Origin of the sequence: Pseudomonas entomophila (genome assembly GCF_029193575.1) — a bacterium.
GTDB lineage: Bacteria > Pseudomonadota > Gammaproteobacteria > Pseudomonadales > Pseudomonadaceae > Aquipseudomonas > Aquipseudomonas entomophila_G.
The window spans coordinates 55,111-69,170 of record NZ_JARGCS010000044.1 but is presented as its reverse complement, the minus strand read 5'-3'; the positions used below and the strand labels follow the sequence as shown (position 1 = coordinate 69,170).

General features: G+C 68.1%; 15 protein-coding genes. 3 read left to right on the top strand and 12 right to left on the bottom strand.

Translation table 11 applies throughout. From position 1 onward, the window contains the following. Positions 1-15: 15 nt before the first annotated feature. Positions 16-615, bottom strand: coding sequence for a type III secretion protein (locus P0Y43_RS20440; RefSeq protein ID WP_275639085.1), 600 nt, complete (start codon positions 613-615; stop codon positions 16-18). An 84-nt stretch (positions 616-699) separates the two neighbouring features. On the opposite strand from P0Y43_RS20440, the gene P0Y43_RS20435 reads away from it, so the two are divergent. Continuing rightward, on the top strand, positions 700-1,485 hold the full coding sequence (locus tag P0Y43_RS20435; protein ID WP_275639084.1) for a tetratricopeptide repeat protein: 786 nt from the start codon (positions 700-702) through the stop codon (positions 1,483-1,485). A 5-nt stretch (positions 1,486-1,490) separates the two neighbouring features. Here the strand turns inward: P0Y43_RS20435 and P0Y43_RS20430 are convergent, their stop codons facing one another. The 11 genes from P0Y43_RS20430 to P0Y43_RS20380 all read right to left on the bottom strand — a co-directional run bounded on the left by P0Y43_RS20430 (position 1,491) and on the right by P0Y43_RS20380 (position 11,553). Next, positions 1,491-1,907, bottom strand: a complete 417-nt coding sequence (locus P0Y43_RS20430) for a hypothetical protein (RefSeq protein WP_275639083.1) — start codon at positions 1,905-1,907, stop codon at positions 1,491-1,493. 11 nt (positions 1,908-1,918) lie between these two features. Beyond that, the gene (locus tag P0Y43_RS20425; protein ID WP_275639082.1) at positions 1,919-3,229 is read right to left on the bottom strand and encodes a type II and III secretion system protein family protein; all 1,311 of its coding nucleotides are present in this window, start codon (positions 3,227-3,229) and stop codon (positions 1,919-1,921) included. Next, a complete protein-coding gene (sctV, locus tag P0Y43_RS20420) occupies positions 3,226-5,367 on the bottom strand; it encodes a type III secretion system export apparatus subunit SctV (protein ID WP_275639081.1) in 2,142 nt (713 codons plus the stop codon). Before sctV ends, P0Y43_RS20425 begins: the two co-directional genes overlap by 4 nt. Further along, a complete protein-coding gene (locus tag P0Y43_RS20415; RefSeq protein WP_275639080.1) occupies positions 5,364-5,699 on the bottom strand; it encodes a tetratricopeptide repeat protein in 336 nt (111 codons plus the stop codon). Before P0Y43_RS20415 ends, sctV begins: the two co-directional genes overlap by 4 nt. Continuing rightward, positions 5,696-6,058: a hypothetical protein gene (locus P0Y43_RS20410; protein WP_275639079.1), complete on the bottom strand. Its 363-nt coding sequence runs from the start codon at positions 6,056-6,058 to the stop codon at positions 5,696-5,698. Before P0Y43_RS20410 ends, P0Y43_RS20415 begins: the two co-directional genes overlap by 4 nt. After that, positions 6,055-6,972, bottom strand: a complete 918-nt coding sequence (locus P0Y43_RS20405; protein ID WP_275639078.1) for a SctD/MshK family protein — start codon at positions 6,970-6,972, stop codon at positions 6,055-6,057. Before P0Y43_RS20405 ends, P0Y43_RS20410 begins: the two co-directional genes overlap by 4 nt. A gap of 111 nt (positions 6,973-7,083) precedes the next feature. Further along, positions 7,084-7,248, bottom strand: a complete 165-nt coding sequence (locus tag P0Y43_RS20400) for a hypothetical protein (RefSeq protein ID WP_275639077.1) — start codon at positions 7,246-7,248, stop codon at positions 7,084-7,086. 281 nt (positions 7,249-7,529) lie between these two features. Further along, positions 7,530-9,794, bottom strand: coding sequence for a patatin-like phospholipase family protein (locus tag P0Y43_RS20395; RefSeq protein WP_275639076.1), 2,265 nt, complete (start codon positions 9,792-9,794; stop codon positions 7,530-7,532). A gap of 92 nt (positions 9,795-9,886) precedes the next feature. After that, positions 9,887-10,111: a hypothetical protein gene (locus P0Y43_RS20390; protein ID WP_275639075.1), complete on the bottom strand. Its 225-nt coding sequence runs from the start codon at positions 10,109-10,111 to the stop codon at positions 9,887-9,889. A 456-nt stretch (positions 10,112-10,567) separates the two neighbouring features. Continuing rightward, on the bottom strand, positions 10,568-10,693 hold the full coding sequence (locus tag P0Y43_RS20385) for a hypothetical protein (RefSeq protein ID WP_275639074.1): 126 nt from the start codon (positions 10,691-10,693) through the stop codon (positions 10,568-10,570). A 74-nt stretch (positions 10,694-10,767) separates the two neighbouring features. Further along, on the bottom strand, positions 10,768-11,553 hold the full coding sequence (locus P0Y43_RS20380) for a helix-turn-helix transcriptional regulator (RefSeq protein WP_275639073.1): 786 nt from the start codon (positions 11,551-11,553) through the stop codon (positions 10,768-10,770). Between the two features lie 211 nt (positions 11,554-11,764). Here P0Y43_RS20380 and P0Y43_RS20375 point away from each other — a divergent pair, with 211 nt between their 5' ends. Both P0Y43_RS20375 and P0Y43_RS20370 read left to right on the top strand, forming a co-directional pair. Further along, positions 11,765-12,586: a carbon-nitrogen hydrolase family protein gene (locus tag P0Y43_RS20375; protein ID WP_275639072.1), complete on the top strand. Its 822-nt coding sequence runs from the start codon at positions 11,765-11,767 to the stop codon at positions 12,584-12,586. Positions 12,587-12,710: 124 nt separating this feature from the next. Further along, a complete protein-coding gene (locus tag P0Y43_RS20370; protein WP_275639071.1) occupies positions 12,711-14,033 on the top strand; it encodes an APC family permease in 1,323 nt (440 codons plus the stop codon). Positions 14,034-14,060: the final 27 nt, after the last annotated feature.

Genomic DNA, 14,060 nt, shown 5'->3' with positions numbered 1-14,060 from the left:
CCTTGGGGTGGGTTTTCAGTGGTCGCTGACGCTGGCGCCGCGGAACACGCGGATGCCCCGGGCCTGGGCCACGGGTGCGGGAGCGCGTGCTTGTTCGGCGGCAGGCTGCGGCTGGGCGTCGAGGTGCTGCTGGATCATGCTCAGGTAGGCCGGCGGGCCGGAGACGTACAGCTCGTCGCCACCGGCGCCCTGGCGCAGCGACAGTTGCGGGCCCTTCACGTCCAGCTCGGCGAGGTATTCGTGCAGCGCTTGCGGGTCCAGGCCCGGGCGGCGGTGGATCAAGCGCGTGGCGACTTCGTCGTCGGTGTTGATGTAGAGGATGTTGCCGTCGAAGTACCAGCCCAGGCCGTTGCTGGCGCACAGGCGGGTGATGAAGTCGCCGGCAGTGTCGCTGCGCAACGGGCTGCGGGCCTTGCCACGCACTTTCTCGGACAGCACCACGATCAGCCCGAGGTTGTGGCCGAACTCGCTGAAGGCGCCACGCAGGTCCTGGTCGACCAGGGCGTAGGCGTAGGGCTCGGCGAACCAGTCCGGGCCGTCCAGCGGCACCTCGGCGTGGGCCGGCAGGCACAGGCTGGCGGCCAGCAGCGTGGCCAGCGCCAGGCGCCGGCTCACAGCTGTGAAATCGTATGAAGGGCGGTCGCCTTTGTCGGCCAAGTCGCTAGAATGGGCGTCCCGTCGCCCGGCCGAGTCCTGCCCATGCCGAACCGTTTGCCGTCCACCCTGCTGTTGCTCGCCAGCGCCCTGCTGGCCGCCTGTTCCAGCCAACCGCCCGCCACCGACGCAGGCTACGAGCGCCTGATGCACCTGGCGGGCGACCTGCAAAAACGTGGCGACAACGCCTCGGCCGCCGCGCTCTACGAGAACGCCGCGCAGCAGCCGGGCAGCCACCCCGAAGCTTGGCTCAAGCTGGGCGAAACGGCCCTTGCCGGGGGCGATGCGCGCGCTGCCGAACGCGCCTACCAGCAAGCGCTGCAGGCCCGGCCGAACGATGCCGACGCGCTGCTCGGCCTGGGCAGCGCGCAGTTGCGCCTGGGCAAGCTGGAGCGCGCCGTCACGGCGTTGACCCAGGCCGCCGAGCGCGGCGACCAACCGGCCGCCTGGAACCGCCTGGGCGTGGCGCAGATCCTGCGCGGCCAGGCCTCGGCGGCCCAGGCGGCGTTCGCCAAGAGCCTGGCCCTGGCCCCGGACGACCTCGACAGCCGCTGCAACCTGGCCCTGGCCTACGCCCTCGATGGCCAGGCGCAACGCGCCCTGGACAGCCTGCGCCCGGTCGGCCAGTCGCCCCGCGCCCTGCCCCGCCACCAACGCAACATGCTGCTGGTGACCGTGCTGGCCGGCCACGAGCAGGACGTTTCCGGCCTGGCCCTGGACGACCTTTCGGCGGACGAGCGCCAGGCCCTGCTGGCCGAGGCGCGGCGCATCAAGGCGCTCCCCGACGCGCAGGCCCAGGCCCGCGCCCTCGGTTTGGTGGACGGGCGCTAGCGGCTTCATTGGCGCTCCTGGCGGTCGACCCGCGCCTGTTGTTCGTCCTGGCGACGGCGCAGCTCGGCGCGGTCGTAGCCCTCGATGTACACCTGCGCGGCGCGGCCCACGGGGGCGGCCATGGTCGCGCCGGTCACCCGGCCCTGGGCCAGGTCGGCGGGTTGCTCGACCATGCGCATCAGGGTCAGGTTGTTGGCGCAGCCAGGGGGCAGCAGCGGGACGAAGTCTTCGCCCAGGTCGAACTGATCCTTGGCGGCGGGCTTGAGGCATTCGACCGGCAGCAGCACGCCGCTCTGCGCCTGGCGCTGGAAGTCGCCGGAATAGGACACGGGCTCAAGGTGGGTCTGGCAGCCGCTGAGCAGGGCCAGCAGGACGGCGATGCACGGCCAAGGCTGCAACAGGGTTCGATTCAAGGTTTGCATGCCCACCCCACTCAATTCACGTAGAAGCCGAACTTGCCGCCGCTGCGCGGCCCCGCCGACGCCGTGGTGGCGCCTGGCAAGGCATCCAGCGGCGTGGCCAGGTCGCGCTGGCGCACCGGCTGCACCAGGTACGGGGTGATCAGGATCACCAGTTCGGTTTCGTTGCGTTGGAAGCGCTTGGAGCGGAACAGGTTGCCGAGGATCGGCATGTCCCCCAGCATCGGCACCTTCTCCACGTCCTGGCTGCTCTCACGCTGGAACAACCCGGCGATAGCGAAGGTCTGCCCGCTGCCCACCTCCACCCGCGTGTCGGCGCGCCGCACACGGAACGACGGCACCCGGTAGCCGCCCACGTCGGTGGTTTCCGAGCCCACCAGGCTGCTGACTTCCGGGCGCACCTGCAGGGCGATGCGCCCGTTCGGCAGCAGGGTCGGGCTGAACAGCAGCGACACGCCGAACGGCTTGTACTCGATGCCCACCAAATCGCGGTTGACCGGCACCGGCACGGCCACCTCGCCACCCGCGAGGAAGCTGGCGGTCTGCCCGGTCATGGCGGTGATGTTGGGTTCGGCGAGAATCTCCAGGATGCCGTTGCTCTGCAGCGCTTCGAGCATGGCGTCGATGTTCACGTTGCCGGAGCTGAGCCCCGCGCTGATCACGTTGGACGCGCCGCTGGCGGCGTCGGCGGCGAGCCGGCCACCGGTGAGCAAGCCGAACGAGAAGGTGCCGTTGTTGAACAGCGCGTTCCAGCTCACCCCGTAGCGCAACAGCTCCGAGCGCGAGACCTCGGCGAAGCGCACGCGGATGTTGACCTGCGCCGAGCCTGGGTAGGTCGCGCCGTTGAGCGCCGGCACCTGGCCCTGGTTGTCGAGCAGGGCATTGAGGTCGGCGGCCTGGGCCACATCCTGCACCGCGCCCTTGGCCACCAGTTGGTTGCCCACCGCGCTGACCTGCACGCTGCTGTTCGGGTGCAGGTCCTGCAAGGGGCGGCTGACCGCCTGGGTGCTGCTGTTGACCGACAGGCTGAGGCTGGCCAGTTGCTTGCCGGCGTCGTCCAGAGCGATCAGGCTGGTCTGCCCCGGCGCCTTGCCGAACACGTAGATCACCCCGGCGGACACCACCTGCAAGTCGGCGACGCCAGGCTCGGCCACCAGCACCGAGGCCACCGGCGCCTGGAAGTGCAGGATGCGCCCCTCGCCCGCGGCCAGGTCCAGGGTGCCACGGCTGCCCACCGCCAGCTCCTGGGCGACGCTCAGCAGCGACCAGGCCAGCCCCAGCAGGCCCAGGCAGAAATGCACGGCAATACGCGAAGAACGGTTCATGAAGCACTCGCCATGGTGGTGACCGAAGCGCCGCTGGCGCTGCGCCGTTGAGGGGTGTCGCCGGGCTCCAGGGTGCCGACGGCCTGCAGGTTGTACTCACCGGCCAGCTCGCGGAACGACAGCACCGGCAATTCGAAGTCGCCGCGCAGCACCAGGCGGCGCAGGTGCCTGCGCAGTTCCGGGTGCACCAGCAGCACCGTGCGGCGGTCGTCGGGCAAGCGCTCGCAGACCTCGCGCAGTTGCGCCAGCAAGGCGCGGTTGGCCGCCTCGGGAATCGCCTCGCGGCTGCCATCCTGGCGACGCAGGCCGCCGCGCAGTTGCTGCTCCAGCGTCGGGGCCAGCACCAGGGCGCTGATCACCCGGTTGCGGTCGGCGTGCTGGTGACTGATCTGCCGGGCCAGGGCTGCGCGCAGGTGTTCGGCCAGGTGCAGGGCGTCGGCGTCGCGCCCGCCCCAGTCGACCATGGCCTCGAGCAGCGCGCGCTGGTTGCGGATCGACACGCCCTCGCCCACCAGTTGGCGCAGGGCCTCGGCCATGCGTTGCAGCGGCAGGTTGCGCAGCACTTCCTTGATCAGTTCGCCGTAGCTGGCCTCGATGCCTTCGAGCAGGGCACGGGTTTCCTGGATGCCGAGGAAGTCCGCGGCGTAGCGGCGCAGGGTGCGTTCCAGGGTGGCGCGCAGCACCTCCTCGGGCAGCAGGAAGCCCACGCCGGCCTGCTCCAGACGTGCCTGGTGCGACCGCGCGATCCACTGCCCGCCGCGGGCGGAGAGCGGCGATTCGGCGTCGATCAGCGGAATGTCCAGCAGCTCGGCGTTGACCGGGTCGTCGCGCAGCAGCAGGCAATCGGCGGGCAGTTCGCCCTCGCTGACCGGCACGCCTTCGAGTTCGATGACGAAGCGCTGGGCGGCCTGTTTCGGGTCGACGTGAATCGCCGCCAGCGGCACCTCGATGCCCAGCTCGCCGCGCAGTTCGTGGCACAGCGCCTCGAAGCGCTGGCGCAGCGGCTGCTCGGGCGCGCTGGCGGCAAGGCCGGGGCCGATCACCAGCAGCAGGCGGCAATCCAGCGGCTTGGACGTTGGCGCGGCGGGTTCGAGCGGGGCCGCTTCGGCGGCCTCGACGGGCAGCTCGTCCACCGCCACCACATTCGCCGCACGCGTCTCGCGGCGCTTGAGCAGGAAGGCCGAGCCGCCCAGCAGCGCGGCCAGGGCGATGAACACCAGCGCCGGGAAGCCCGGCAGCAGGCTCACGCCCAGCAGGATCAACGCCGTCAATGCCAGGGCGCGGTGACTGGCGCCGAGCTGGCGGATGATCTCGCTGCCCAGGTCGCCGCTGGCGCCATCGCTGTTCACCCGGGTGACCACCGTACCGGCCGCCACCGAGATCAGCAGCGCGGGAATCTGCGCGATCAGGCCGTCACCCACGGTGAGCAGGGAGTAGGTGTGCACCGCCGTGCCGAACGGCATGTCGCGCTCGACCATGCCGATCAGCATGCCGCCGAGCAAGTTCACCGCGAGGATCACCAGGCCGGCGATAGCGTCGCCCTTGACGAACTTCATCGCCCCGTCCATGGCGCCGAACATCTGGCTCTCGCGCTCCAACCGCGAGCGGCGGCGGCGCGCCTCGGCCTGGTCGATGTCACCGTTGCGCAGGTCGTTGTCGATGCTCATCTGCTTGCCAGGCATGGCGTCGAGGGTGAAGCGCGCGGCCACCTCGGCGACACGCTCGGCGCCTTTGGTGATGACCACGAACTGCGCCACGGTGATGATCAGGAACACCACCAGGCCGACCACCACCTGCCCGGCGATGACGAAGTCGCCGAACGCCTTGACGATGTGCCCGGCGTCGCCGTTGAGCAAGATCAGGCGCGTGGTGGTGATCGACAGCGACAGGCGGAACAGCGTGCTCAGCAGGATCAGCGGCGGCAGCGCCGAGAACTCCACCGAGTGGGCGATATAGAAAGCGACGATCAGCACCAGCAGGCTCAGGGCGATGTTCAGGCCGATCAGCGTGTCGACCAGGTAGGTCGGCAGCGGGATGATCATCATGGCGATGGCCATCAGCATGAACGACACGATGATCACGTCGGTGCGCTGGGAGGCGGCCTGGGCCAGGCCGTTCAGGCGTGCGAGCGGGCTCATGGGGTTGCCCTCCGGGCGGCCAGGTAGCGTTTGAAGCACTGCCGCGCTTCGTCCTTGCGCGCCCCGCGCCACAGGGCGTGGCTGCGCAGCAGCAACAGGCCGGGCGATTCGCCTTCCAGGGCGATCACCCGGTCCAGGGCATTGAGCGCCCGCGCGGCATCGCCGCTGTCGGTGAAGGCCATGGCCAGGTGGCGCAGCAGCGCGCCGTCGCTGGGCGCCATGTGCGCGGCGATCAGCAGCATCACCAGCGCGCGCTGGGGCTGGCCGCTGCGCCGGTAGAGGTCGCCCAGGCCCTTGAGCAGGTCGATGCCATCCTGGCGTGGGCTGCTCATGGCTCGTGCACCTCGGCGCGTTGCTGCTCCAGCGACTGGCGCAGGTGCACTTCTTCGCGCAGCAGGTCTTCGGCCAGCAGGCGGATTTCTGGTTCCGCGTCGAGCATCGGCAGGACCTCGTCGAGCAGGTAGTGCAGGATGTCCAGCGCACGGGTGCCGCTGAACAGTTCGGGGTTGAGCGCTTCGCTGGCGCAGGCCTGTTCCAGCTCGCTGCGCAGCGAGCGCCGGCTGGCCACCTCGCGCTTGCCCAGCAGCGCATCGAATCGCGCGTTGGGGCGTGCCTGCAGCGGGCGCACGGCCTCGACGGCGGGGGTTTTCTCGGAGGGGGTCGGCAGCAACGGCCGCGGGTCGATCCTCATAGCGTGAGGGTGAAGCGTTCGTCACCCCGCGCCAGCACCACCTGCTCGCTGTCGATGCGCTCCAGCACCCAGCCATCGGCCACGGCCGCGCCGGGGTACAGGCGCTTGCCGCCGTCGCCGATCACGTAGGGGTTGTCGCCGAACCACACGGCCTGGAAGTGCACGCGCGGCTTGGCCGTTTCGGCCTGGGCACTGACCGTGCTGCGCAGCAGCACCTGCTGGCCGAAGCGTTGGTCGAAGGCCTGGCGCAAGGCCACCCAACGGGCGTTCTGCGCCTGTTCATGGCGGCCTTCGGCGAGCAACTGGCCGTCCACCTCGGTGAGCGTGACGCCCTTGAAGCCGGCGGCGAGCAGTTGTTGCTCCAGCCACTGCCGGGCCTGGGCGATCGGTGCCGGCCGCGGTGTGCTGGGCGCAGTCGCGGCGGCCACGGCCTGGGGCTTGGCCGGCTCGGCGCGGAAGGCGAAGGCCATGGCGCAGATGCCCATCAGCCCCAGCGCCAGCAGCAGGCGCGGCTTGGCCAGCCAACGGGGCAATACAGGGGTTGGCGCGCGGACCGGGGCGTCCAGGTCGATGCTCAGGCGCGCCTCGCCGAGTTGAATACGCAGGGGCAGCTGGCCACGGTAGCCACTGCCGGCCGGGACGAGAACAGCTCGGCCCTGGCGGTCTTCGACCCGCACCTCGCCGCCCAGGGCTTCGACGGCAAGCTTGCCATCGGCCAGGCGCAACACCAGGTGCCGGGGCGCGATGCCCGGGTCGTTGAGAATGAAGTCGGCATCGAGTGCGCTGCCGAGGGTGTACCGGGTGGCGTCCAGACGAATACGCCCGCCCTGATGCAGGCCGTGGGTGACGCAAAGCACGGGCGCAGCCGGGGTGGCGCGGTCGGTCACGGAGGTCAGGGATGTGAGCGCGGTCATGGGCGATTACCACCGTGAAGCCCACCGACGGTGAAGCGTCAGCGGCCTTGGCTGGGAATTCTTCGGGGTAATGGATATGCGGGCGGCGCCGGCACCGCCCGCATGGCAACGTCAGTTCTGCGGACGTTGTTTGGTGGCGTCGAGCTCGGCCTTCTTGGCGGTGGTCAGCTCGGTGATCTTGGCCGATTTCTCAATGGCCATGTTGAAGGTGGCTTCCATCTTGGCGATGGCTGCATCGGCGCCGCCACCGGCGCTTGCTGGAGGAACGTTGCTCATCGTGAATCTCCTTCTGGGGGTGGGATGTTCATGGGCCGCGGCGCGGCCAACGGAAGTTCTGTGCGTCAGGGCGGTCAGCTCTCTGGCACGGGATCCATGTTAGGCAGGGGGCGCCGGCCACTGCTGTGAAACCTTGTGAAAGGTCATGAAGGTCGGCGAATGGGTGGGGGTCAGCGGGTGTGAAACGGTGAAAGCGTTGACGAATGGCCAGGGGTTTGTGGTGGGTTTGCCCCGCGATAGGGCCGGCAGCAACAACAAAGCTCTCCTGCCCGACCCCAGGCTCAGATCGTTTTGGCCGGCAGGGCCCGCGGCTCGAACAGACACGCCGGCACGCCCTTCGACCTACGCAGGCTGGCATCCACCAACAGTGGCAACGGGTGCTGGCGCTGGTAGCGCAATTCTTCGGCGAAACGCTGCGCATCGACCGCGCCCCCCTCCGGGAAGAACCAGCGGATGCGCGCCGTGTAATAGGCCGCCAGCTCACGCATGGCGCCATAGATCCAGGGTGAGGAATCGAGGGTCACAGTCGCGGTGTTGTACTGCGGGTAGTGGGGGCATCCATCACTGGCCGTACCGCCACGCTTGCCAAAGTTCTTGCCGATGAAACCAAACACCTCGCACGGCGCCGCCGCCGCCCCGCGCCACAGCGGGCTGCCGTCATGCAGGCTGTTGGGTGTGGTGCACGCCGCACGCACGGCGTCCAGGCAATCCTCAGCATCTCTACTGCCAGCGCACGCCTGGCCAATGGCACGCACATGCTCGCGCATCGAGGGCATGCCCAGCGACGGCTTGATGACGAACACCCGCGCACTGTAGGGGCCGTCCCGGCGGTTTTCCGGCAGCCGCTCGCACCCCTGCCCGGCCAACGCCTGCGGCACGATGCAGCCGACCAACACGGGGTGCTCCCAGGCATGGATGTCATAGCCGGTGGCCTCGAGCTTGACCACCCGGCACTGCGTTTCCAGGCTGCTCAGGCCCGGCAACAGCAAGCTCAGGCCCTGCCCCTCCAGGCCCTCCTTGAGTCGACAGATATCGGCCATCCACCCTGCGCGGTCCATGGAATGGTCGGAGATGATCAGGGTCGACACACGCCGGCGCACCAGCGCATAGGCCCCGAGGTTTTCCGACATGCCGCCATCGGACAGGTGCAGGTAGGTCGAGTGGCTGGCATCGGCCAGTCGGTCGGCATGGTAGAGCGGGAACGGCAGCAGGTGATGCAGGTAGAACAGCGTGTCGCTGGTGTAGCGCGGGTTGCGCACCGACAACCCCCAATCCTGTGCCGCCAGTTTCAGCAAGGCATTGCCGAGATTGCGCCACGGCGGCTCGGCCTTGACCTTCTGCTGCGAGTCGAGGAACGCCGCGGAGGCCGCCACGGCCCTGGCCGGGGTGACCCCGTCGAGCTGGCCGGTCCGGTAGCCATATAGCCCAGACCCATACTGGTAAGCCCCCATCTCGAAAGCCGACAGCGCAAAGTCCATCTGCCCGTGCCGGTCGAGCACGCTGCGGTCCTCCCCCGCCGTGGCATTGATGATCCACAGTGGCGCGCCCTTGACCTCGTAGGCGCGGCGCAACTGGGCGAAACTCAAGCTCAGTGCGCGGCGGGTGTCACCTTGCAGGCGCACGCTGTTGCCGAACAGCGTGGTGATACAGGCATCGGGCTGCAGCTCGCAGTCGGGCGCGCTGGCCCCGTAGGTGCGCTCAATGCCCTTGGCGTAGGCGTGCTGCGTGCTCGACAGGTTGATGTTCCAGTCGAACGCCAGGTTGGCCACGCTGTTGAGCACGATCGAGCCGAGCATCAGCGGGATCATCTCTACGGTTTCATTGATGAAGCGCAGGTCATCCTCGGTGGTGTTGTAGTCGAAGGCATGGGCGCCGAACAGATTGCGGCCGGTGCTGAAGATGTCCTGGTAGCCGCGCAGGTAGTTCTGCGCACGGTAGGGGTCCTTGCCCAGTTCGGGGCGGTTCAGGGCGGCCAGGGCGCGGTCGATGTTCATCTGGTCGTGCTGGCGTTGCCCGGCGTCCTTGTAGGTCTTGTCCGCTGAGATCATCAGCAGGTTGGTGTTGTTCGGCTGTGGGCACGGCGGCGGGTAGCCAAGCGCCCAGTGCTCCTCGGACGGGCCATTGACGCCCTGGTAGCGCGAGGGCAGGCAATCGAGGAACATCGATTTGCGAAAGGCCTCGCGGGTGGGCACGTCCTGCTCGAAGGCCGGGTCGTCGAGCACCAGCCGGGCGTAGTACCAATAGGCGGCGTAGCTGCCGCCGGACACCGAGGAAATGACTTGCACGTGCGCCATCTGCCCGGACGCCACCAAACCCTTGAGCACGCCGAGCGAGAACCCTGCGGCCTTGGTGCCACCCCCGGCCAGGGCCACGCCCAGCGTGGGCATCGAGGGCGCGCCGGGGCGGCGTTCGTTGGCGAAGCGCTGGTCGAGGCCATGGGCGCTGAGGTCCATCCGCGGCGTGACGGGCGGGGCGACGCAGGCACTGGCGAGCAGAAAGGTGATGACCAGGGACAGCCGGGCGAGGGAGAGCGGGCAGGCAGGCATGGGCACCTCATCCTTGAAGCGATGATGGCATTTTGCTCAGCGTAGCTGCTGCTCGAGGAGCGTGGTGGCCTCATCGCGGGGCAAGCCCAGGCCTACTCCACTACCTGCCCTTTCAAATGCCCCAACTTCCCACACTGCTCACTGACCAAACGGCTGATGATCTGGATCGCCTGATGGATACCCGCCGTGTTGCGAAAACTCAGGTGCGGGTTGTGCTCACACTCCAGGATTTCATCATGCTGAACCAACGCCTCCCCAAGCAGTTCAAGGGTCCAGGCGTAGTTCTGAATCGAGGACAAGCGTTCCTGGTCAGTCATGGGACACCTGCCTGAACCTGGAGGATGGATGAGGGACCGCCAGTGGGCGGCGAGCGGATGCGGGGATCAAGATCAGCATGCATAAGGCTCCAAGTTTGGGTTGGAGCTACCACGATCCTTCCTACGGGATTGGGTGGCAGCCGTGTGTGGGGTAGGAATACCGGGAAACTTGGAAACCCGGCCAGGCCAAGGCCTGCCCACACACAGCCGCCATGACACGGCGGGCACAAAAAAGCGCCTGCTGTGGTGAGGGGCGCCTGGTGCTTGCGCCAAGTTTACCAACGGGTTCCTACGCCCGGTCGCGGAATTTGCCGCGACTGAGGGAATTTATTCCGGCATGCAGGCTGTCGCAAGCTGCGAAATGGAAGGGAAAATCGCTGTTTCGTGTAGGAGTTTTCGTTGTAAGTTGGCTTTTCTGATATGCCCCGCGAGAGGGCCAGCCCTGCTCTCGCAGTGTCAGGCCACATTGAAGTCCAGCGCGTAGTGGCCCGGCTTGTCCTGTATCCCCCGGTAGCACACCAGGCCACTGATCTCCCAGGTCAGTGCCGCACTCGCCGGCGCCCCCAACAGTAGCTTGCACATACGCCCCTCGGTCGTTTCCAGGACGATGAACAGGTGCAACGCAATCTCAAGCCGTCCTCTCCCCCTGCGCCTGTCTACCCCTGCGCCTGAAGGAACAACGAAAACAACTCCGACTGCGACTTGATCCCCAGCTTGCTGTACATGTGCTTGCGGTGCACCTTCACCGTCTCCGCCGAAATCGCCAGCTTGCGGGCGATTTCCTTGCTCGAGCAGCCGCTGAGCATCAACCGCCCCACCTCCAGCTCGCGCGCGGTCAGCGGCGTTTCCAGGGCCTCGACGGTTTCCTCCAGGCGGCTCTGCCAGCGCGGCGCCGGCGGCGTGGCCTGCTCCAGCAGCTCGCGCTCGAAGGCCATGCGCTGGCGCATCAGCCCCGCCACCCAGGGGCGCAGCAGGTCCAGCAGGGTGACCTGCTCGGGGCTGAAGCGGCCCTTGCTGCCCAGCGACAGGCACAAGGTGCGCTCGGCGTCGAGCTGCACGTTGAACTGCACTTCATCGGCGACCACGTTGAGGCGGAAGTAACGCTGGTAGTAATCGGTCTGCTCGAAGCATTCCGGGGCCACGTCGGCCAGCTGGAACAGGCCGCTGCCAGGGGCCTCGCGGCTGGCGATGTAGAACGGGTCGAGCAGGTACAGGCCCTTGAGGTAGTCCTGGAACAGCGGGTCGGGGCCGCCGTCCTCGGCAGGACATTCGGCGAACACCTGCGGCCGGCCATTGCTGAAGAGCAGCGCCACCCAGCTGTCGAACGGCACATACTGCTTGAGCAGGCGCACCTGGGCGAGCCAGAAGCCGGGCTGGTCCAAGGTTTCGATCAGTTGCCCGACCGCGCGGTGCCAGGCCAGGTCCTGGAGCGTAAGGTTCATGCCTCTACCCCTGTTGGGTTAACACATGGGCGTAATTACCCCGGCACGGTGGCCAACTGCATACTCGGCGCATTCTGACCGGTTTTGGCCGGGCGGTCATTTTTCCGGGTGGGGCGCCCTTGACGTGGGGGCCTTGCCAACGCCATCGCGGGGCGAGCCCGCTCCGACAGGGAGCGCGGCGGGCTGGGATGGGTTTATCAGAGGAGCTGCAATGAAGGTCGAACTCGTGCAACTGGCCGGTCGTGATGGCGACACCGCCTACAACCTGGGCCGCACCCTGGCGGCAATCCACGCCTGCCCCCGCGGTACGGACCTGGTGGTGTTTCCCGAGACCCAACTGATGGGGTTCCCCACCGAGGCCAATATCGCCCAGCTCGCCGAACCGCTCGATGGCCCCAGCGTGCGCGCCGTGCAGGAAGCCGCCAAGGCCCGCGACGTGGGCGTGGTGGTCGGGTTGGCCGAGGCGGGCGAAGACGGCCGGTTCTACAACACCACCGTGCTGATCACGGCGGACGGCATTGCGCTCCAGTACCGCAAGACCCACCTGTGGGCCTCCGACCGCGGCATCTTCACCCCCGGCGACCGCTACGCCACCACGCTGTTCAAGGGCGTGCGCGTGGGCCTTTTGATCTGCTTCGACATCGAGTTCCCGGAAAGCGCCCGCGCCCTGGGGCAGTTGGGCGTTGAGCTGCTGCTGGTGACCAACGGCAACATGGACCCCTACGGCCCCACCCACCGCACCGCGATCAGCGCGCGGGCCATGGAGAACCAGGCCTTCGCGGTGATGGTCAACCGCGTCGGCGAGGGTGATGGCGGGCTGGTGTTCGCTGGCGGCAGCGCGGTGGTCGACCCGTTTGGCCAGGTGCTGTGCGAGGCCGGGCGCGAGGCGTGTCGGGTCGGCCTGGCGCTGGACCTGGGGCAATTGGAGGCGGCGCGGCGTGACTACAGCTACCTGGCCGAGCGGCGTTTCGTGCTACCGGGCGAGGTGCGCGAGCGGGCCGATGGCCTGCGTGAACTGGTGATCGGGGACTGATCGCGGGCGGGGCCGCACAGCGGCCCCGGCAACCCACCCTGACAACGATCCGCGGCCGGCCAGGGACGCCGCCTTTGCGTCGATTTCGACTCTGCATAACAAACACAAATTGGAGTACGCAGTAATGGCTCGACTCACGCGAACCCTTTCGCTCGGTTCGGTGGTGCTGTTCGGCATCGCCTACATGACCCCGATCATCGTCCTCGGCACCTTCGGCATCCTCGCCGACACCACCGGCGGCGTGGTGCCCTCGGCCTACCTCGCCGCGTCCGTCGCCATGCTGTTCACCGCCCTGAGCTACGGGCGCATGGCCGCGGCCTTCCCAGTCGCGGGCTCGGCCTACACCTACGTGCGCAAATCCATCAGCCCGAAACTGGGCTTCCTCGCCGGCTGGGCAGTGCTGCTCGACTACCTGTTCCTGCCCATGGCCATCTGGCTGATCGGCGCCGCCTACCTGCACTCGGCCTTCCCCGCCGTGCCACAGGCGCTGTGGGTGCTGGCGTTCATCGGCGTCACCACGGCGATCAACGTGGTCGGCCTGCGCCTGGCGAAGAACATCAACGGCGCGCTGATGCTGGTGCAGTTCCTGGTGCTGGCGGCCTTCGTCGCGCTGGCGGTGCACTATGTGCTGGGCGATGCGAGCACACCGCTGTGGTCGCTGGCGCCATTCTTCAAGGAAGGCGTGCAGTTGCCGCTGATCATGAGCGGCGCGGCGATCGCCTGCTATTCGTTCCTGGGCTTCGATGCGGTGAGCACCCTCACCGAGGAAACCCACGAGCCGCGCAAGAACATCCCCCGGGCGATATTGCTGATCACCCTGATCGGCGGCTTCATCTTCATCGCCGCCAGCTACTTCGTGCAGCTGGCGCACCCTTCCACCACCTTCGACAACGCCGACTCGGCGGCCTACGAGATCGCCCGCAACATCGGCGGCGACCTGTTCGTCAGTTGCTTCCTGATCGGCCTGATCGTCGGCCAGTTCACCTCGGGCCTGTCCGCCCAGGCCAGCGCCTCGCGCCTGCTGTTCGCCATGGGCCGCGACGGCGTGCTGCCCACGTCGTTCTTCGGCCGCTTGAGCGAGCGCTTCGGCACCCCGGTGGGCAGCATCGTGCTGTGCGGCGTGGTGGCGCTGCTGGCGTTGCGCATGGACGTGACCACCTCGACCTCGTTCATCAACTTCGGCGCGTTCCTGGCGTTCAGCCTGGTGAACCTGTCGGTGATCTTCCACTACTGGATCGCCCGAGGTGAGCGTGGGCTGCGTGGGGCGGTGCTGTTCGTGCTGTTCCCGTTGATCGGCCTGGCGGCGGACCTGTGGTTGATGGCCAGCCTCGATCACCTGGCGATCTACCTGGGGCTGGCGTGGCTGGCGGCGGGGGTGGTGTACCTGACGGTGCTGACCGGCGGGTTCCGCCGGCAGCCGCCGGAGATGCATTTCGAAGAGGCGTGAGGTTGGCGGTGGGTTTGCCGGCTCGCG